The sequence below is a fragment of the Mycobacterium sp. UM_WGJ genome, from assembly GCF_000455125.1.
Taxonomy (GTDB): domain Bacteria; phylum Actinomycetota; class Actinomycetes; order Mycobacteriales; family Mycobacteriaceae; genus Mycobacterium.
In genome coordinates this window covers 23271-40752 of record NZ_AUWR01000007.1, presented here as the reverse complement: position 1 = coordinate 40752, position 17482 = coordinate 23271, and the positions used below count along the sequence as shown (strand labels likewise).

At 68.1% G+C, this 17482-nt stretch carries 16 protein-coding genes and 2 pseudogenes; 12 read left to right on the top strand and 6 right to left on the bottom strand.

The features are described from left to right. The first annotated feature begins 13 nt into the window (after window positions 1-13). Window positions 14-1441: an aldehyde dehydrogenase family protein gene (locus N416_RS0101835; RefSeq protein ID WP_024440432.1), complete on the top strand. Its 1428-nt coding sequence runs from the start codon at window positions 14-16 to the stop codon at window positions 1439-1441. Between the two features lie 5 nt (window positions 1442-1446). On the opposite strand, the gene N416_RS0101830 is transcribed toward N416_RS0101835, so the two are convergent. Genes N416_RS0101830 through N416_RS0101820 form a run of 3 tightly spaced genes read right to left on the bottom strand, consistent with a single transcriptional unit; the run spans window position 1447 to window position 4708 of the window. Continuing rightward, window positions 1447-3096 carry an acyl-CoA synthetase gene (locus N416_RS0101830; RefSeq protein WP_024440431.1) on the bottom strand — a complete coding sequence of 550 codons (1650 nt, stop codon included), beginning with the start codon at window positions 3094-3096 and terminating at the stop codon, window positions 1447-1449. Beyond that, window positions 3084-3701: a cysteine hydrolase gene (locus tag N416_RS0101825; RefSeq protein ID WP_024440430.1), complete on the bottom strand. Its 618-nt coding sequence runs from the start codon at window positions 3699-3701 to the stop codon at window positions 3084-3086. The genes N416_RS0101830 and N416_RS0101825 overlap by 13 nt, the downstream gene beginning before the upstream one ends. Further along, entirely contained in the window at window positions 3698-4708 is a 1011-nt protein-coding gene (locus N416_RS0101820) for an aromatic ring-hydroxylating dioxygenase subunit alpha (RefSeq protein WP_024440429.1), read from the bottom strand. Before N416_RS0101820 ends, N416_RS0101825 begins: the two co-directional genes overlap by 4 nt. Before the next feature lie 91 nt (window positions 4709-4799). Here N416_RS0101820 and N416_RS0101815 point away from each other — a divergent pair. The 3 genes and pseudogenes from N416_RS0101815 to N416_RS0101810 form a co-directional block, all read left to right on the top strand. Further along, window positions 4800-5054: pseudogene (locus N416_RS0101815) on the top strand (NAD(P)-binding protein); the annotation flags it as partial. Between the two features lie 86 nt (window positions 5055-5140). Next, a pseudogene (locus tag N416_RS23685) lies at window positions 5141-5224 on the top strand (nuclear transport factor 2 family protein); the annotation flags it as partial. Beyond that, window positions 5221-6267: a TIGR03857 family LLM class F420-dependent oxidoreductase gene (locus N416_RS0101810; protein ID WP_024440427.1), complete on the top strand. Its 1047-nt coding sequence runs from the start codon at window positions 5221-5223 to the stop codon at window positions 6265-6267. The pseudogene N416_RS23685 and the gene N416_RS0101810, both read left to right, overlap by 4 nt. A 10-nt stretch (window positions 6268-6277) precedes the next feature. On the opposite strand, the gene mftR is transcribed toward N416_RS0101810, so the two are convergent. Continuing rightward, window positions 6278-6874, bottom strand: a complete 597-nt coding sequence (mftR, locus tag N416_RS0101805; RefSeq protein WP_024440426.1) for a mycofactocin system transcriptional regulator — start codon at window positions 6872-6874, stop codon at window positions 6278-6280. A 105-nt stretch (window positions 6875-6979) separates the two neighbouring features. Here mftR and mftA point away from each other — a divergent pair, with 105 nt between their 5' ends. The 7 genes from mftA (at window position 6980) to mftG (ending at window position 13572) form a co-directional block, all read left to right on the top strand. Beyond that, window positions 6980-7075: a mycofactocin precursor MftA gene (gene mftA, locus N416_RS22360; protein WP_081654424.1), complete on the top strand. Its 96-nt coding sequence runs from the start codon at window positions 6980-6982 to the stop codon at window positions 7073-7075. A gap of 2 nt (window positions 7076-7077) precedes the next feature. Then, complete coding sequence (mftB, locus tag N416_RS0101795; RefSeq protein ID WP_024440425.1) at window positions 7078-7383, top strand: mycofactocin biosynthesis chaperone MftB; 306 nt, start codon at window positions 7078-7080, stop codon at window positions 7381-7383. Beyond that, window positions 7380-8573, top strand: coding sequence for a mycofactocin radical SAM maturase (gene mftC, locus N416_RS0101790; RefSeq protein WP_024440424.1), 1194 nt, complete (start codon window positions 7380-7382; stop codon window positions 8571-8573). Before mftB ends, mftC begins: the two co-directional genes overlap by 4 nt. Window positions 8574-8575: 2 nt before the next feature. Further along, window positions 8576-9766: a pre-mycofactocin synthase MftD gene (gene mftD, locus N416_RS0101785; protein WP_024440423.1), complete on the top strand. Its 1191-nt coding sequence runs from the start codon at window positions 8576-8578 to the stop codon at window positions 9764-9766. Between the two features lie 195 nt (window positions 9767-9961). Continuing rightward, window positions 9962-10708, top strand: a complete 747-nt coding sequence (mftE, locus tag N416_RS0101780; protein ID WP_036457006.1) for a mycofactocin biosynthesis peptidyl-dipeptidase MftE — start codon at window positions 9962-9964, stop codon at window positions 10706-10708. Beyond that, window positions 10705-12117 (top strand): mycofactocin biosynthesis glycosyltransferase MftF, encoded by a 1413-nt coding sequence (gene mftF / locus N416_RS0101775; RefSeq protein WP_024440421.1) that lies wholly within the window; start codon window positions 10705-10707, stop codon window positions 12115-12117. The genes mftE and mftF overlap by 4 nt, the downstream gene beginning before the upstream one ends. Window positions 12118-12123: 6 nt before the next feature. Continuing rightward, window positions 12124-13572: a mycofactocin system GMC family oxidoreductase MftG gene (gene mftG / locus N416_RS0101770; protein ID WP_024440420.1), complete on the top strand. Its 1449-nt coding sequence runs from the start codon at window positions 12124-12126 to the stop codon at window positions 13570-13572. On the opposite strand, the gene N416_RS0101765 is transcribed toward mftG, so the two are convergent. Next, complete coding sequence (locus N416_RS0101765; protein WP_024440419.1) at window positions 13554-14807, bottom strand: cytochrome P450; 1254 nt, start codon at window positions 14805-14807, stop codon at window positions 13554-13556. The genes mftG and N416_RS0101765 overlap by 19 nt on opposite strands. Before the next feature lie 114 nt (window positions 14808-14921). Here N416_RS0101765 and N416_RS0101760 point away from each other — a divergent pair, with 114 nt between their 5' ends. Then, a complete protein-coding gene (locus tag N416_RS0101760) occupies window positions 14922-16574 on the top strand; it encodes a carboxylesterase/lipase family protein (RefSeq protein WP_024440418.1) in 1653 nt (550 codons plus the stop codon). Window positions 16575-16644: 70 nt separating this feature from the next. On the opposite strand, the gene N416_RS0101755 is transcribed toward N416_RS0101760, so the two are convergent. After that, window positions 16645-17118 (bottom strand): hotdog fold domain-containing protein, encoded by a 474-nt coding sequence (locus tag N416_RS0101755; RefSeq protein ID WP_024440417.1) that lies wholly within the window; start codon window positions 17116-17118, stop codon window positions 16645-16647. Between the last annotated feature and the right edge of the window lie 364 nt (window positions 17119-17482).

The following is a 17482-nucleotide window of genomic DNA, read 5'->3' as shown; positions in this document are numbered from 1 at the left end:
CGAACTGCGCAACCTGCTGGAGACCCAGCGCCGGTCCTTCGTCGCCGACGGGCCGCCCGATGCGGCCGTGCGGCGTAACCGGATCGACAGGCTGGTGGCTCTGGTGCTGGACAACACCGACGTTCTGGTGGATGCGATGGCGCAGGATTTCGGCACCCGGTCGCGGGCCGCGTCGTTGGCCACTGAGTTGGTCGGCATGATCCCGGTGATCGAGCACACCAGATCCCATGTCCGGCAATGGATGCGGTCGTCGAAGGTGATGCGGGCAGCGCGACTGGCCGGGTTGCGGGCTGAGGTTCAGCCCAGCCCGCTGGGCGTGGTCGGGATCATCGGCCCGTGGAACTTCCCGCTTCAGCTGGTGGTTGTGCCGGCGGCGGCAGCGTTCGCGGCGGGAAATCGGGTGATGATCAAGATGTCCGAGATCACCGAGCACACAGGCGAATTGATGAAGCAGCTCGCACCGTCCTACTTCGCTGACGACGAACTGTCCGTCGTCACCGGCGGGGCCGCGGTGGCGGCCGAGTTCGCGGGACTGCCGTTCGACCACATGTTCTTCACCGGATCGCCCTCGGTGGGCGCGTTGGTGCAGCGCGCCGCGGCCGACAACCTGGTGCCGGTGACCTTGGAGCTGGGCGGGAAGAACCCCGTGGTGGTCGCACCCGATGCCGACATCGCGCGCTCGGCGAAACGGATCGCCACGGCCCGGATGGTCAACGGCGGCCAGGTCTGTGTGTGCCCCGACTACGTGCTGGTTCCCGAGCGCGACGTGGAGGCGTTCATCGACACCGCCCGCTCCACGCTGCAGCAGATGTTCCCGACCATTATCGCCAACGGCGACTACTGCTCCAGCGTCAACGAAGCCAACTTCGATCGGGTGCTGGGCCTGATCGACGACGCACGGGAGCGCGGTGCGCTGGTGGAGGCCGTCGCACCCGACGGGGAGGTGTTGCCCGACCGCGGCACCCGCAAGATCGCCCCGACCATCGTGCGCAACATCGATGCGAACATGCGCATCGCCGAGGAGGAGATCTTCGGACCGGTGCTGGCGGTGCAGCCCTACCGCAGCCTCGACGAGGCGATCGATCAGATCAACGCCCGCCCTGCGCCGCTGGTGGCCTACTGGTTCGGACCCGCCGGCAAGAACTTCCGGGATTTCGTGCGCCGCACCCGAAGCGGTGGGGTTGCGCGCAATGACTTTGCCGCGCAGATGATTCCCGCCGGTGCCCCTTTCGGCGGGGTGGGGCGCAGCGGAATGGGCGCCTATCACGGCAAGGCGGGCTTCGACGCGTTCAGTCACCACCGGACGGTGGTCGGCTCCGACCTGCCGTTCAGCATGACCGGCAGTGCGGCGCCGCCGTTTCGGCCCGCGATGCGCTTCTACGCCGACGCGATGCTGCGCTCGGCGCGCAACCGGACTCGCCGGCGGATCAAACGCGGCTGACGACGCTAGCCCTGCTCGGCCTGTTCGCGCGCCCACCGGTAGTCGGCCTTGCCGGCCGGGCTGCGCACGATCGTCGACCGGAACACGACTGCTTTGGGCAGCTTGTAGCGGGCGAGTGACCCGCCGGCGTGCTCGATGAGTTCGGCGGCCGTGACGGCGGCATTCTCGGCAAGGGCCACCACGGCCACCACCTCCTGGCCCCAGCGTTCGCTGGGCCGTCCGGCGACCACCACGTCGACGACACCCGGATGTGAGGCGAGCGCCGTCTCGACTTCCTCGGCGAAGATCTTCTCCCCACCGGAGTTGATCGTCACCGAATCCCGGCCGAGTAGCTCGATCGAACCGTCGTCCAGGTGCCGGGCCCGGTCGCCGGGAACGGCGAAGCGCGCCCCGTCGATCACCGGGAACGTCGCGGCGGTCTTGGTTGCATCGCCCTTGTAGCCCAGCGGGACGTAGCCGCGCTGGCCGAGCCAGCCCAGCCCGTCGTGCCCGGGTTGCAGCACGGCCCCAAGGTCCTCGGCCACCACGCAGGTGTCCGGTCCGCCGGCGAAGGTTCCGGTGGAGACGGCACCCGAGGTCGACATGTGACGCATCTGGGCGCCGGTCTCCGACGAGCCGACCCCGTCGATCACCATGGCGCCGGGCAGGGTCTCGACGATCTGCTGTTTGACATATGGCGTCAGCAGGGCGCCGCCGTTGGCCACCACCAGCAGCGACGACACGTCGGCGCTGCCCTTGCGGATCGCATCCAGCAGCGGCCGGGCCATCGCGTCGCCGACCACGGTCACCGACATCACTTTTTCCCGCTCTATGGCGCGTACCACGTCATCGGCGTCGAAATGGTCCACAACCGAAGGGAAGACCAGGGTTTGGCCAGTGTTGATCGCGGTCATCACGGCCCACTGCGCGGCGCCGTGGATCAGCGGCGGCAGGATCATCAGCTTGATCCCCGGGTTCGCCCCGGCCGGCCCCACGATGTCATCGATGGAGCTGACCTCTTCGGCGGTCATCAGGTTGCGGCCGCCGAACGAGCCCATGAAGATGTCGTGCTGACGCCAGAGCACGCCCTTGGGCATCCCGGTGGTGCCACCGGTGTAGAGCACATACAGGTCGTCGGGTGAGGGTTGCACCGGTGGCGGCTCCGGGGAGCTGTCCGCCAGCACCGTTTCGTAGTCGACCGCCCCGTCGAGCAGGGCGTTGCCGGAGTCGTCGGCGATCTGGATGAGCACCTTTAGCTGGGGAAGCTCGGGGAGCACCTCGGCCAGGGTGGGGGCGAACGCGGCGTGATATACCAGCGCGGTGGCGCCGGAATCAGCCAGCAGGTAGGCCAATTCCTTGCGCACGTAGCGGTAGTTGACGTTGAACGGCGCCACCCGGGCCCGGAAGCTGCCCAGCAGGGTTTCGACGAACTCGTTGCCGTTGTAGGCGTAGATCCCCAACAGATCCTGGCCGGTCTCGTGCGCAGACAGGTCCGACCGCGGCGTGTGGCACCCCAGCCCGCGAGAGTGCAGGTAGGACGCCAGCCGGTTGGACCGCTCGAGGATCTGCGCGTAGGTGTAGCGCCGGTCGCCCTGGATGATCATGTCGCGGTCGGGAATCGCCGCGGCCACGGCGTCGGTGACCTCCGGCACGGTGAACTGGGTCAGGGTTGCCACGTGTCCATCAGCTCCTGTGTGGTGGTGATCGTCGCCAGCAGCGACAGCGTGTTGTCGATGATGGCAGCACCGTACTCGGCCGGGACACCGGCCACCGCGTCGCGGGGCACCACCACGCGGTAGGCGGCGTTGACCGCGTCCATCACCAGGTTGGGGATGGCGACGTTCAGCGAGACCCCCACCGCGACAACGGTGGATATTCCCAGGTTGCGCAGGATTGCATCCAGATCGGTTCCGCCCATCGGCCCGAGGCCGTGGTAGCGGCTGAGTACCAGGTCAGCCGGCTCCGGCCCGAACTCGGGCAGCAGGGTGGCACCGGCGCTGCCCGGATCGATGCGCACCGCGCGGCGGCCGGCGGAAAACAACCGCGCGTTGTGGTTGGAACCCAAGCCGTCCGGGCGACGGTGCACCAGGCAGTGCACCACCGCAACGCCGACCGACCGCGCCGCCGGCAGCAGCCGGCTGATGTTGGGCAATGCCTCACGGCGCGCCTCGTCGGCGAGGGCCGCCAGGCCAGCGTCAGGCCCCACCACCGCGCCCTGCAGCTCCTGGGTGATCAGTGCGGTGTGCGCAGGCGCTACCAGGTCCGCCAGCGCGGCGGTCATGTCAAGACGGCCTCGGTGGGCGGCACATCGTAAAACTGTGTCGCCCATTTCCGCAGCGTCATAAACGGTTTCGCGTCGACTTTGGACAGTGCCGGATTCTGGATGTAGCGCTGGTAGCGCCAGATTCCCAGGTCGTCTTCGACGGTGGTCAGGAACTGCTTCTCGACCCGCGTGCGCACGTCATCCGGCGGTGCCTCGGAGTCATCACCGGGAATCCGCGGCCACCAAATCGAATAGAACAGGTCCGAGCGGCCCTCGTCGACCGGGGTGCAGGTGAAGATCAGCCGATGCTGCTGCACGCCCTCGAAGATGCTGATCGCCCCGCCGAGCCCGAACAGATGGCTGTGGAACCGCAACGCCATCTGCTCCGGGTCGTCGGCGCGCTCGTCGGGCCAGCCTGCGACGAACTGCCATTCCTGGTCGGCCATCTTCCAATCGAGCATCCTCGGCGTCACCGTCGCGTGGTGCACGTACCGGAAATGTGCGCTGTCAGCGGCATTCTCGGCGACGATCTGCGGGTGGACCGGTTCGCCCTCCAGGCGTCGGGAGAACTCCGGGTAGGCCCGGTAGTAGTCCTGCGGACCGGCGGGGAACTGCGGAAACTTGCCGAAGATGTCGGGCATCTCCCAGTGGGGTTCGGCGCCGTCGGGGTGGTGCCATGCGAACACGCAGCCGTGCTGTTCGCGGACCGGGTAGACCCGCAGGCGCAACGCCTTGTTCGGCCGGTCCGGCTGATAGGGGATGAACTTGTTGCAGCCGTCGGGGCCCCACTGCCAGCCGTGGAACGGGCACTCGACCCGGTCTTCGACCACCGTGCCGCCGTGGCCCAGGTGGGCGCCCATGTGCTTGCAGTGCGCCTCCATCACATGCACTTCGCCGTCGGCGTCGCGGTAGGCGACCAGGTCCTCGCCGAAGTAATGCAGAGCACGGGTGGTTCCGGCGGCGAACTCCGGTGACCAGCCGATCATGAACCAGCCGGTGACCTTCCAGGTGAACGGAACCTTCATGGCATTTCCTCCCACGGCATCCAACTGAATACCGTACCGTAAACCCATCGATAGGCAACCCTGCGGAGCGTCGACGAAAGGCGGCCGAACGATGGCTGACGCCGATGAGCCCGAGGTTCTCGACGCGCTGATCATCGGCGCCGGCTTCTCGGGCCTGTATGCCCTGCATTACCTGCGCCAGTGCGGGGTCCGCGCCCGCGTGCTGGAGGCCGCCGAAAACGTCGGCGGGACATGGCTGGTCAACCGGTATCCCGGCGCACGCTGCGATATCGAAAGCGTCGAGTACTCCTACAGCTTCTCCGAGGAGATCCAGCAGGAGTGGACGTGGACCGAGACCATGCCGGCCGGGTGACGCTCGGTCACCACTGCCGAGGCCGATGCGCTCGACGTCTTTCCCGGCCGGGACACGCCGGTGGTTCGCGAAGTCCTGGTTCCAGTATGGAAGTGTTCCGCGTGATCGACGGCAGGATCACCGAGGTGTGGAATGACGGCTACAAGCAAGGGGTTTGGGCATGACTGACCGGGTCCTCGACGAACTGGGCTACTACTTGCTGGCCGGCGCCGGCGGGGAAGGCCCGGCCGCACTGATGGATGAAGCCCGCCGTGGGGAGGGCCTCGGGTTCGGGACCGCGTTCATCTCCGAGCGCTGGAACGTCAAAGAGGCGTCGTCGCTGGTCGGGGCCGCGTGTGCGGTCACCGACCGGATGCAGATCGCCACCGCGGCAACCAATCACAACACCCGCCATCCATTGATCACCGCGTCATGGGCGACCACCATGCACCGATTGTCCGGGGGACGGTTCACCCTGGGCATCGGCCGCGGTGTGGCTGCCATGTACGCCGCGTTCGGGATCCCGAACGTCACCACCGCGCAGATGGCCGACTTCGCGCAGGTGATGCGCCGACTCTGGACAGGCGAGGTGATCTTGGGTCACGACGGGCCGATCGGCCGCTATCAGGTGCTGTTCTTGGACCCGGACTTCCATGAAGACATCCGGCTGGCGCTGGTGGCGTTCGGGCCGAAGACGCTCGAGTTGGGCGGCACGTTGTTCGACGACGTCATCCTGCATACCTACTTCACTCCGGAGACCTTGCAGCGCAGCGTGAAAACGGTGAAGGACGCCGCGGAACGAGCCGGCCGCGACCCTGCCAGCGTGCGGGTGTGGTCGTGCTTCGCCACCGTGGGCGATCACCTGCCCGAAGATCTGCGGCTCAAAAAAACGGTGGCGCGCCTGGCCACCTATCTACAGGGCTACGGCGACCTGCTGGTGCGCACCAACAACTGGGACCCGGCCGTGCTGCAGCGCTTCCGCGAAGACCCGGTGGTGACATCGATCCCGGGCGGTATCGACCACAAGGCCACCGCCGCGCAGATCGAGCACATCGCGACGTTGATCCCCGACGAGTGGCTGGAACCGGCGGCCACCGGCTCCGCCCGGCGCTGCGCCGAGCGCATCCGCGAGGAGTTCGGCTACGGTGCCGACGCGCTGATCATGCACGGTGCCACCCCAGACGAACTGGAGCCGGTAGTGGCCGCCTATCGCGATATCGCGGGGTAACTGCTGATACTCAGTCCAGGCCACCGCGGATGGCGTCGAACGCCTCGCCGAGGACCTGTGGCAACACCAGCGACTCATCGCCCAGCCAGCGTTCGTATGCGCTGAGCGCCACCCCCAGCATCATCCACGCCACCGTCTGCGGACGCAGCTCATCGGCGTCCAGACCCGCCCGGCGTGCCACGAACTCCGCGATGACGTTGCGCCAGCCGGCGTACATCGTCATCGAGTAGGCCTGCAGCTCATCGGTCTGCAGGATCACCCGCATCCGTCGGCGGTGCCGCGCTGTCTCACTCGCGCCGAATGTGTTGAACGCCAACAGCGCCGCACGCAGCGCGTCACCGAGTGGCGCCGCGGGCTCGATAGCGTCCAGCAGTTCCCGCAATTGGTGCAGGTGCGCGTCGAAGTCTCCCCACGGGATGGCGTTCTTGCTGGCGTAGTACCGGAACACCGTGCGACGGCCGATGCCGGCGGCCTGCGCTATGTCATCAACGCTGACCTCGCCGAATCCGCGGGCGGCGAACAGGTCGATCGCCACGTCGGTGATGTGCTGCGGGGTGGTGGAGCGACGCCGCCCGGCGCGTGGCTGCGGACCCGGCGTACCGCCCATCTGACAGCCCCACTTCCTTTACGGCACTCGATGCCATATTCTGTCCGAGATTGTGACCGACACGACAGTCCTTTGTCGAACCCGAACGTGAGAAAGGCCCGCGTCATGGACCAGAACCAGCAGAACGACACCAATGCCGAGCTCGTGACCGAAAGCCTGGTCGAAGAGGTGTCCATCGACGGCATGTGCGGCGTCTACTGACCATGCCGGAGGTCGCCGTGGCCTCGGAGGCAACAGCGTTCGACCCCGACCGCGGCTGGGAGCTGCACCCGCAGGTGGCGCTCCGCCCGGAGCCGTTTGGTGCGCTGCTGTACCACTTCGGCACCCGTAAGTTGTCGTTCCTGAAGAACCGCACCATTGTCGAGGTGGTGCGGTCTCTTCCGGACCACGACGATGTCCGATCCGCCTGCCGCGCAGCCGGAGTCGACGATGTCGATCAGGGTCCGTACCTGCATGCGCTGCGCGTGCTGGCGGATTCGAAGATGCTGATGCCCAGGGAGGGCCAATGACTTCCGTGGCACCGGTGCCCCGGCTTATCGAACAGTTCGAGCACGGGCTTGACGCTCCGATCTGCCTGACGTGGGAGCTGACCTACGCCTGCAACCTGGCGTGCGTGCACTGCCTGTCCTCGTCGGGTAAGCGCGACCCCCGCGAGCTGTCCACGCAGCAATGCAAGGACATCATCGACGAACTCGAACGCATGCAGGTGTTCTACGTCAACATCGGTGGCGGGGAACCCACAGTGCGCTCGGACTTTTGGGAACTGGTGGACTACGCCACCGAGCACCACGTCGGGGTGAAGTTCTCCACCAACGGTCTGCGAATCACCCCCGAGGTGGCGGCCAAGCTGGCAGCCAGCGACTACGTCGACGTCCAGATCTCCCTGGACGGCGCCACCGCAGCGGTCAACGACCCGATCCGCGGCCCCGGCTCGTTCGACATGGCGATCCGGGCCCTGGAGAACCTCGCCGCGGCCGGATTCTCCGACGCCAAGATCTCAGTCGTCGCAACCCGCCACAACATCGACCAGCTTGATGACTTCGCCGCCCTGGCCAGCCGCTTCGGCGCCACGCTGCGCATCACCCGGTTGCGGCCATCGGGACGAGGCGCCGACGTGTGGGATGACCTGCACCCGACCGCCGACCAGCAGGTTCAGCTCTACGACTGGCTGGTGGCCAACGGGGAGCGGGTGCTCACCGGCGACTCCTTCTTCCACCTGTCCGGCCTCGGCGCGCCCGGCGCGCTGGCCGGGCTGAACATGTGTGGTGCGGGGCGCGTGGTGTGCCTCATCGACCCCATCGGTGATGTCTACGCCTGCCCATTCGCCATCCACGACCGTTTTCTGGCCGGAAACGTGCTGTCCGACTCAGGATTTGGGACGGGCTTCGGCAACGTCTGGAAGAACGCCCCGCTGTTTCGTGAACTGCGGGAGCCGCAGTCCGCCGGCGCCTGCGGAAGCTGCGACCACTACGACAGCTGCCGGGGCGGCTGCATGGCGGCAAAGTTCTTCACCGGCCTGCCACTGGATGGACCCGATCCGGAATGCGTCCAGGGTTACGGTGCACCAGCGCTGGCCGCCGATCGCACCAAGCCCCGCCCAGCCACGGACCACTCCCGCGGCAAGCCGATCACCACTGTGGTGCCGTTGACGCTGTCGATGCGTCCGCCGGCCCGCCTCTGCAATGAAAGTCCAATCTGATCATGGCTCGTAATGTCTGGTTCGAAACTGTCGCTATTGCCCAGGAACGAGCCAAAAAGCGGCTCCCGAAGTCCGCTTACTCCTCGCTGATCTCGGCCAGCGAAAAGGGTCTGACGGTCAGCGACAACGTGGCGGCGTTCAGCGAACTGGGATTCGCCCCGCACGTGGTGGGTGTACCGGCCAGCCGCGAACTGTCGACAACCGTGATGGGGCAAGAGATCTCGATGCCGGTGATGATCTCGCCGACCGGCGTGCAGGCGGTCGACCCGGAGGGCGAGGTGGCCGTCGCGCGGGCGGCCGCGGCGCGCGGCACCGCGATGGGTCTCTCATCGTTTGCCAGCAAGCCGATGGAAGAGGTCATCGCGGCCAACCCCAAGACCTTCTTTCAGATCTACTGGCTGGGCGGACGCGACGCGATCGCCGAGCGGGCAGAGCGTGCCCGGGCGGCCGGGGCCGTCGGGATGATCGCCACCACCGACTGGAGCTTCTCGCACGGGCGGGACTGGGGCAGTCCCACGATCCCGGAGAAGATGGACCTCAAGACCATGGTCAAGATGATGCCGGAGGCTCTCACCAGGCCCGGATGGTTCCTGCGCTGGGCCAAGACCATGCGTCCGCCGAGCCTGCGGGTGCCCAACCAAGCGGGCCCCGGCGAGGCCGGGCCGCCGTTCTTCCAGGCCTACGGGGAGTGGATGGGCACCCCGCCGCCCACCTGGGAAGACATCGCCTGGCTGCGTGAGCTGTGGGGCGGGCCCTTCATGCTCAAGGGCGTGATGAGGGTGGACGATGCGAAACGTGCTGTGGACGCGGGTGTTTCGGCCATCTCAGTCTCCAACCACGGCGGCAACAACCTGGACGGCACCCCGGCGACGATTCGGGCGCTTCCGGCCATCGCCGAGGCTGTGGGCGACCAGATCGAAGTGTTGCTGGACGGTGGCATCCGGCGGGGCAGCGATGTCGTCAAGGCGGTGGCGCTGGGAGCGCGTGCGGTGATGATCGGACGCGCCTACCTGTGGGGGCTGGGCGCCGCCGGACAGCCCGGGGTGGAGAACGTCTTGGACATCCTCCGGGGCGGCATCGACTCGGCCCTGATGGGCCTCGGCCGGGCCTCGGTGCACGATCTGACTGCGGACGACATCCTGATTCCGGCCGGATTCACCCGGGCGCTCGGCGTGCCCGCCGCCGGGGTCTAGGCGGCCGGCCGGGGTCCGCCTCTCGTCGGAGCTGCGTATCCACCTGCTAAATCGGCGCCAGTCCTGATACGCCCGTGGCGTACGGGACGGACGTGATCAGCTGAGACCATTTCGGGCCTCTGCCGCGAAAAATTAACGCCTGTCGTAGTCGCCAACAACTGGTGTACGACAGGTGAATTCGCTTACCATCGTCCGATGGCGGTTGGCGGCGAGCTCGGTAGATCGACGTGGAGCGAGCTGCAGAACCAGCTACAAGGTCAGCTGCCGGGGCGGGGGATGATGCTTCTGGTCCCGGTGGGGTCGACCGAGCAGCACGGCCCGCACCTACCGCTGGACACCGATACCCGGGTCGCGCGGGCGCTCGCCCAGCAGCTGGCCGAGCGGTCGGCGGGTGCCGGGGCGGGGCCCGGCACGGCGGTCGCGCCGGCCATTGCCTACGGGGCCAGCGGCGAGCATCAGAGCTTTGCCGGCACCATCTCGATCGGCACCGAGGCGCTGATCCAGCTATTGCTGGAGTACGGCCGCTCCGCCTGCTGCTGGGCGCAGCGGGTGGTCTTCGTCAACGGCCACGGCGGCAATGTGCCGGCCCTGGTCGAAGCGGTACGCCTGCTGCGGTTCGAAGGCCGCGACGTGGCCTGGCTTCCGTGCGCCGCCCCGGGCGCCGATGCTCACGCAGGTCACACCGAAACGTCTCTGCTGCTGCATCTTTCGCCGGACAGCGTGGGGTTCGACCGGGCGTTGCCGGGCAATCGCGCGCCATTGGCGGAGTTGCTGCCCGCAATGCGCGACGGCGGCGTCGCCGCGGTGAGCGCCGTCGGGGTGCTGGGGGACCCCACCACCGCTACCGCCGGTGAGGGACAGCGAATCTTCCGCGAGATGGTCGACGCCGGGCTGGCGGCCATCGGTGCCTGGGCCCCCGGCCCGGATGGGATGCTGCGATGAGCGCGGCTCGGCTGCCGGACGGCTTCGCCGTGCAGGTCGATCGGAAGGTGCGGGTCCTGGGGCGGGGATCCACCCTGCTGGGCGGTTCGCCGACCCGGCTGCTCCGGCTGGCGCCGGCCGCCCAGGGGATGCTGTCCGATGGCCGGTTGGAAGTACGCGACGCCGTCAGCGCACAACTGGCCAGAACCCTGCTCGACGCCACCGTCGCCCACCCACGGCCCGCCGGCGGGCCATCATATCGAGACGTGACTGTGGTTATTCCGGTGCGAGACAACATCATCGGGCTGCAACGGCTGGTAACGGCGTTGCGCGGACTGCGCGTCGTGGTGGTGGACGACGGATCGCAGATCCCGATCCGCCAGGAAGATCTGACCGCAGCCCACTGCTGCGAGGTGCAGGTGCTGCGCCACGAGGAGAACCGGGGCCCGGCGGCCGCACGTAACACCGGGTTGAGGGCCTGCACGACGGATTTCGTGGCGTTCCTGGATTCCGACGTGGTGCCGCGCCGGGGCTGGCTGGAGGCCCTGTTGGGGCACTTCTGCGACCCGGCCGTGGCTCTGGTCGCCCCCCGCATCGTCGGCATGGCCGACAGCGGTCACCTGGTCGCGCGGTACGAGGCGATCCGTTCGTCGCTGGACCTGGGCGGTTGCGAAGCGCCGGTGGTGCCATACGGCAAGGTCGCCTACGTCCCCAGCGCGGCCATCATCTGCCGCTCCAGCACGCTACGCGAGCTGGGTGGCTTCGACGAGGCACTGCACTCCGGTGAAGACGTCGACCTGTGCTGGCGGTTGGTGGACGCGGGCAGCAGGCTGCGCTACGAGCCGATCGCGCAGGTTGCCCACGATCATCGGGTGGATCTGCGGGACTGGGTGGCGCGCAAAGCTTTTTACGGAGGCTCGGCGGCACCGCTGTCGGCCCGTCATCCCGACAAAGCCGCACCCGTGGTGATCTCCGGTTGGGCGCTGGCGGGTTGGGCGTTGATGGCGCTCGGCTCGGCGCTGGGCTATCTGGTCTCGCTGGCGATCGCCGCGCTGACCGGACACAGGGTGGCCCGGTCTATGCGAGGCCCAGACACCGCGCCGGCGGATGTCCTGATGGTGACGCTGCGCGGACTGGCGAGCGCCGGGCTGCAGCTCGCCTCGGCACTGTGCCGGCACTACTGGCCGGTCGCCATACTGGCAGCGTGTGTGTCACAGCGGTGCCGCAAGGCGCTCCTGCTGGCGGCCGTCGCCGACGGGGTGGTGGACTGGCTGCGGCACGCCCGCAGTGAAGACGAGTCCCGGCCCCTGGGGCTGCCGGCCTATCTGCTGCTCAAACGAGTCGACGATCTGGCCTACGGCGCCGGCCTGTGGACCGGGGTGGTGCGCGAACGCAACCTTGCCGCGCTCAAGCCGCAGATTCGCAGCTAGGCCGCCTTGACCGTTCCGGTGGTACACAGCGATGCGCTGGTGGTGGGGGCTGGAAGCGCGGGATCGATTGTCGCGGCCATGCTCTCGTCGGATCCTTCGTACACCGTCACGGTGCTGGAATCGGGCCCAGGGCTCCAGGATCCGGTCCTAGCCGCCCAGACCGCCGACGCGCTGACGTTGCCGATCGGCCCTGCCAGCCGGCTGGTGCATCGCTACCGCGCCGAGCTGATCAGCGGGGCCGGCAATGCGCTGACGATCGTGCGGGGGGCGGCTGTGGGAGGCTCCGGCGCGGTCAACGGGGGGTATTTCTGCCGGGGGCTGCCGGCAGACTTCGCCGGCTACCCGGCGGGCTGGGCGTGGGAGCAGTTGCTGGAGTCCTTTCGGGCCGTCGAGACCGACCTCGACTTCCAGGGCCCCCAGCACGGCGACGCCGGCCCGATACCGGTTCGTCGCACCCGTGAAATGTGCAATAACACAAAGCGATTCAATGATGCCGTGCAGCGAGCAGGGTTCGATTGGATCGACGATCTCAACGACGCGACGCTGACCACGAAATACGGCGCGGGCGCCGTGCCGCTCAACATCACTGCCGACGGCGTACGCGCTGGGCCGGGTATCGCATACCTGCGGCCGGCGCTGTCGCGGGACAACCTTACGGTGCTCACCCAGACTCGGGCGGTCCGCATCGCCATCGAAGCCGGCCGAGCCATCGCAGTCGAAGCGATCGGCGATCAGGGTCCCCTCACACTGACGGCGGATCGAATCGTGCTGTGCGCCGGGGCGATTGGTTCAGCGCACCTGTTGATGCTGTCCGGTGTCGGTGAGGAGACGATGCTGCGCGACGCGGGTGTCGCGGTGCGGGCAGCGCTTCCCGTCGGCGCGCACTGTGCGGATCACCCGGAATGGCTGGTGGCGGCGGAATGGCCGGGCACGCCGGGTCGCCCCGTGTTGGAGACCGTGCTGCATTATGAGAACTTGGAGATCCGGCCCTACACAGCAGGTTTCGCCACCATGGTCGGTGAGGCCGTCACGCCCGATCAGCCGCAGATCGGGGTTGCGCTGATGACTCCACGTGCTCGCGGCCGGATAAGCCTGATCTCGGCGGACCCGCAGGTAGCGCCTCGCATCGAACACCGCTATGACACCGAGCCCGAGGATCTGCTGGCGTTGCGCCGCGGAGTGGACCTGGTCAAGCAGATGCTGCCGTTGCGCGATGTTGGTGCCGAACCACGCTGGTCGACATCACAGCACCTGTGCGGTAGTGCGCCGATCGGAGCCGACGGCGACCAGACCGCGGTGCTCGACGCGCAATGCCGGGTGCGTGGCATCGACGGGCTGTGGGTGATCGACGGCTCGGCGCTGCCCCGGATCACCAGTCGCGGGCCGCACGCGACGATCGCGATGCTCGCGCACCGTGCCGTGACACTGCTGTGCGGTCAGGACCGCAGCCGGTAGCGGATCGGCAGGTGCTTGAGGCCGCCGACGAACGTCGTCGACACCAACTGCGGCTCACCGGCCAGTTCGATGGCCTCCAGCCGCGGCAACAGAGCGTTGAAGAAGCTACTGATCTCCATACGCGCCAAAGCCGATCCCACACAGAAGTGCACACCATGGCCGAACGCCAGATGCTTGTTCGGGTCGCGCCCGACGTCGAAGGCGAACGGGTCGTCGAACACGTCCTCGTCGCGGTTGGCCGAAACGTAGGACAGATAAACCGATTCGCCCTCGGCGATGGGCACACCGCGCACCTCGGTATCGGCGGTGGCGGTGCGCATGAACTCCTTGACCGGCGTCACCCAGCGGATGATCTCCTCGACCGCGGTCGGCATCAGACGCAGGTCCGCTCGCAGCCGCTCGCGCTGATCGGGGTGTTCGACCAGTGCCCGCAGGCCACCGCTGATCGCCGCGCTGGTGGTGTCGTGGCCGGCAGTGGCGATGATGACGTAGTAAGAGGCGCTGTCCACATCCGACAGCGGTGCGCCGTCGATGGTCGCGTTGGCGATCGTGGAGGCCAGGTCCTCGGTGGGTTGTGCGCGCCGCGCCGCGGTCAGCGCTCCGAAGTAGGAGAAGAAGTCGAGCAGCACCGGCAGCTGTTCCTCGGGAGTCAGGCCGCGGCGGTACTCCTCGTCGTCGCCGCCGAACAATTCCTGGGTCAGCCGCAGCATGCGACCGAAGTCCGTCTCCGGCAGCCCCAGCAGCGACATGATGACGAACAGCGGGTAATTGACCGCGACCTCCTGGACGAAGTCGCACTCCGGGCCGAGTTGCACCATCTTCTCGACGTACTGTGCGGCGAGCTCGTCAATGCGGGTCTTGAGCATTCGCATGGCCTTGGGGCGGAACCAGTCTGAGACGATTGCGCGCATCTTGTGGTGTTGCGGATCGTCCATGTGGATCAGCGTTCGCAGACCCATCCCGGACTCCAGCAGGGATTGCTGTAGGTCGTCGGCGTCGGCTGGCGCCAGCAGGGGACGCGGCGCGTTGATCCACAGCTGGTTGTCGCGTTCGATCTCCATGATGTCGGCGTGGCGGGTGATGGCCCAGAACGGGCGGTAGGGCCGATGGTCGACCAGCGACACCGGTGCGTGTGCGCGCAGATGGGTCAGGGCTGCGTGCAGACGGGGCTCATCGGCATAGGCGCTGGGGTCGACGAACACCTGGGCGGCCTGGTCGATGATCGGTGTGCTCATACCCTGCTCCTCGACAATATTTTTGACACGTGTCAGGTTTGAAGCCAGTGTTGCGGATCTCCGGCCGTCGTGGCGGTGCTTTGGGCTGATCCACCCCGATTAGGCTCTTCGACCATGTCGATCGGATCGTGTCGGTGGGGTCGCCGGGTCGGCGCCGTCGTCTTGGCGCTGGCCGCGGTGCTGGCCGGCGGGTGCGCGCGCTCGGACGGGGCGGCGTCGCACCCGAGCGTGGGGCCCCGGGCGGTCGCGCTCAACGCCGACGTGGTGCGGACCGGCTCTGGCCTGCTGAGGGGCGCCGTGGGTCCGGATCACCGGCTGTTTCAAGGGATCCCGTACGCCGCGCCGCCGGTGGGGCCGTTGCGGTGGCAACGCCCGGCGCCGATGCCGGCGTGGCCGGGCGTGCGTGACGCGGTCAGACGCGGGCCCTGGTGCATCCAACCGGACGCCGCCGACGTGGACCCGATCAGCGAGGACTGCCTGACGCTCAACGTCTGGACGCCCACCGGCTCAGCCGCCGAACCGCTCCCGGTCATGGTGTGGATCCACGGCGGCAGTTTCATGCGGGGGGCCGGCGACATCTACCACGCGCAACGGCTTGCCGTCCGCGGACGCGTCATCGTCGTCACGATCAACTACCGGCTGGGGGCGCTGGGCTTCCTGGCCGACCCGGCGCTGGGGGACCCCGGCAACTATGGCCTGGCCGACCAGCAGGCGGCCCTGCGTTGGGTTCGCGACAATATCGACGAATTCGGCGGTGACCCAGACAAAGTGACGATCGCCGGCGAGTCTGCCGGCGGTATGTCGGTCTGTGACCACCTGGCCGCCCCCGACTCCGCCGGCCTGTTCCGGGCCGCCATCATTCAGAGCGGGCCGTGCCAGGCCCAGGTCGAGGTATCCGAGGCGCAGCGGATCAGCCGTGAGTACACCGAATCGCTGGGATGCGGCGAGCGAGCCACCGCACCGCAGGACCCGGACGAGCAGACGGCGTCGTGCCTGCGGGCGTTGCCGCCCGAGCGGCTGGCCAAGCCGTTGTGGTACTCGCGGTTCGGCACGGATCGCCTCAGCGGGCCGGTGGTCGGCGGCGCGCTGCTGCCCAAGGATCCGGTGCGGGTGTTCCGGGAGTCGCCGGCCGAGGGCGGGCCGGCGGGCACGCCGGTGCTGCTGGGGGTCAACCGTGATGAGTTCACCATGTTCGTCGCGCTGCGATATCTCCGCGTCGGACAGGAGATCACCGCCGCGGAATACCCCGAGGAGCTGCGCGATACCTTCGGCCGCGACTCGGCCGCTGCGGTCGCCGAGCACTATCCGCCGGGCCGGTTCGACGGCAGCGTCTCGCTGGCCTACGCGGCCGCTGCGACGGACGACATCTTCGCCTGCCTGGCCGACCGGATGGCCCGGGGCCTGAGCGGCGGCGCGCCCGTCTACGGCTACGAATTCGATGACCCGCACGCACCGGCTCCGGAGTTGTTCGACCAGGTGCCGTTCCCGATCGGCGCGACCCACTCGCTGGAGATGCGCTATCTCTTCGACATCGGCGGTGCCCCGCCGCTGGACCCCGCCCAGCGCCGGCTGTCCGACCAGATGATCGAGTACTGGACCGGGTTCGTGGTGACCGGTGCGCCGATCGCCGTGGATCAACCCGACTGGCCCGCGATCGGAACCGGCCCCGACCGGCGGTGGATGTCGCTGCGGACCGACGGAAGCCGGACGATCACCGACTTCGCCGCCGAGCACCAGTGCGACTTCTGGGCGACCTTGCGCGGCTGACTCTCACTTCTTCATTGGGCGGGCCGGCTCGGCTTCATTGGGCGGGCCGGCTCGGCGGGCAGAGCACAGTTCAGGCCGGCGTGACCCAGGTGGTGATGTCGGCGTGCACCACCTCGACGCCGGACTTGTCGGTGATGCTGACCGGCACCACCACCTCGGTGCCTTCGACGATCGAGCCGAATTCCGGCGGATCCAACCGGGCGGTCGCCCGCAACGACGTGGTCGCCTTGGCCAGGTAGGCCACGTTCATCGCCTTGGGGATCCAGCGGTGGCTGCGCGGGACGGTGGCCTCCATCAGCATCCCCATCGCGACCTCGGCGGCGTTGCAGGACGCAATCGCGTGCACGGTGTGCAGGTGGTTGTAGACGAAGGGCCACTTGGGCACCAGCACTTCTGCCAGCCCGGGCTCCATCCGCACCACGTGCGGCAGCACCGACGCGAAGTAGGGGACCCGGGCCATCGCCGCGGCAGAGAACAGTCGAGTGCCGCCGGGGATCCCCGCCAGCCGTCGCCAGGCCTGATAAGTACTGGTAGATCCGGTCACATCGAGCTACCTTACCGGCAAGTAAGTTCAGCGGGCGGGCGGCTCGGGGGCAGCCGGGCCGAAGGCTCGGGAGCTCGATCGCGGGGTTGATGCCGCGGTTCCAGAGTCGGCTCTCCTTCGTCGAGCGTCGCCAAACCGCGGGGATTTGGCCGCTGACCCGATCTGGGGCATACTATTCAGGTTCGCCTGCGCCGGGGTTGTCCCTGGCTGGGCATACGACCAGCGCCCACCCGGGCGCGTCCGGTCCCATTCTCGCGGTACGGAGCTTTTTCGCCGTGCACGGGTCCGTGTGAGGGCGACACGCCCGACCGCGGGGACCGGTGGACCAGGACAGGTAAACAGCGGCGGCAGCGCCCAGCGCAGT

Excerpts from the sequence above, each read along its gene's own strand:
- mftC (WP_024440424.1), top strand. The coding sequence starts at position 7,380 with ATGACTTCCGTGGCACCGGTGCCCCGGCTTATCGAACAGTTCGAGCAC.
- N416_RS0101820 (WP_024440429.1), bottom strand. The coding sequence starts at position 4,708 with ATGAAGGTTCCGTTCACCTGGAAGGTCACCGGCTGGTTCATGATCGGC.
- mftD (WP_024440423.1), top strand. The coding sequence starts at position 8,576 with ATGGCTCGTAATGTCTGGTTCGAAACTGTCGCTATTGCCCAGGAACGA.
- mftR (WP_024440426.1), bottom strand. The coding sequence starts at position 6,874 with ATGGGCGGTACGCCGGGTCCGCAGCCACGCGCCGGGCGGCGTCGCTCC.
- mftA (WP_081654424.1), top strand. The coding sequence starts at position 6,980 with ATGGACCAGAACCAGCAGAACGACACCAATGCCGAGCTCGTGACCGAA.
- mftF (WP_024440421.1), top strand. The coding sequence starts at position 10,705 with ATGAGCGCGGCTCGGCTGCCGGACGGCTTCGCCGTGCAGGTCGATCGG.
- N416_RS0101760 (WP_024440418.1), top strand. The coding sequence starts at position 14,922 with ATGTCGATCGGATCGTGTCGGTGGGGTCGCCGGGTCGGCGCCGTCGTC.
- mftE (WP_036457006.1), top strand. The coding sequence starts at position 9,962 with ATGGCGGTTGGCGGCGAGCTCGGTAGATCGACGTGGAGCGAGCTGCAG.
- N416_RS0101810 (WP_024440427.1), top strand. The coding sequence starts at position 5,221 with ATGACTGACCGGGTCCTCGACGAACTGGGCTACTACTTGCTGGCCGGC.
- N416_RS0101825 (WP_024440430.1), bottom strand. The coding sequence starts at position 3,701 with ATGACCGCCGCGCTGGCGGACCTGGTAGCGCCTGCGCACACCGCACTG.
- N416_RS0101765 (WP_024440419.1), bottom strand. The coding sequence starts at position 14,807 with ATGAGCACACCGATCATCGACCAGGCCGCCCAGGTGTTCGTCGACCCC.
- mftB (WP_024440425.1), top strand. The coding sequence starts at position 7,078 with ATGCCGGAGGTCGCCGTGGCCTCGGAGGCAACAGCGTTCGACCCCGAC.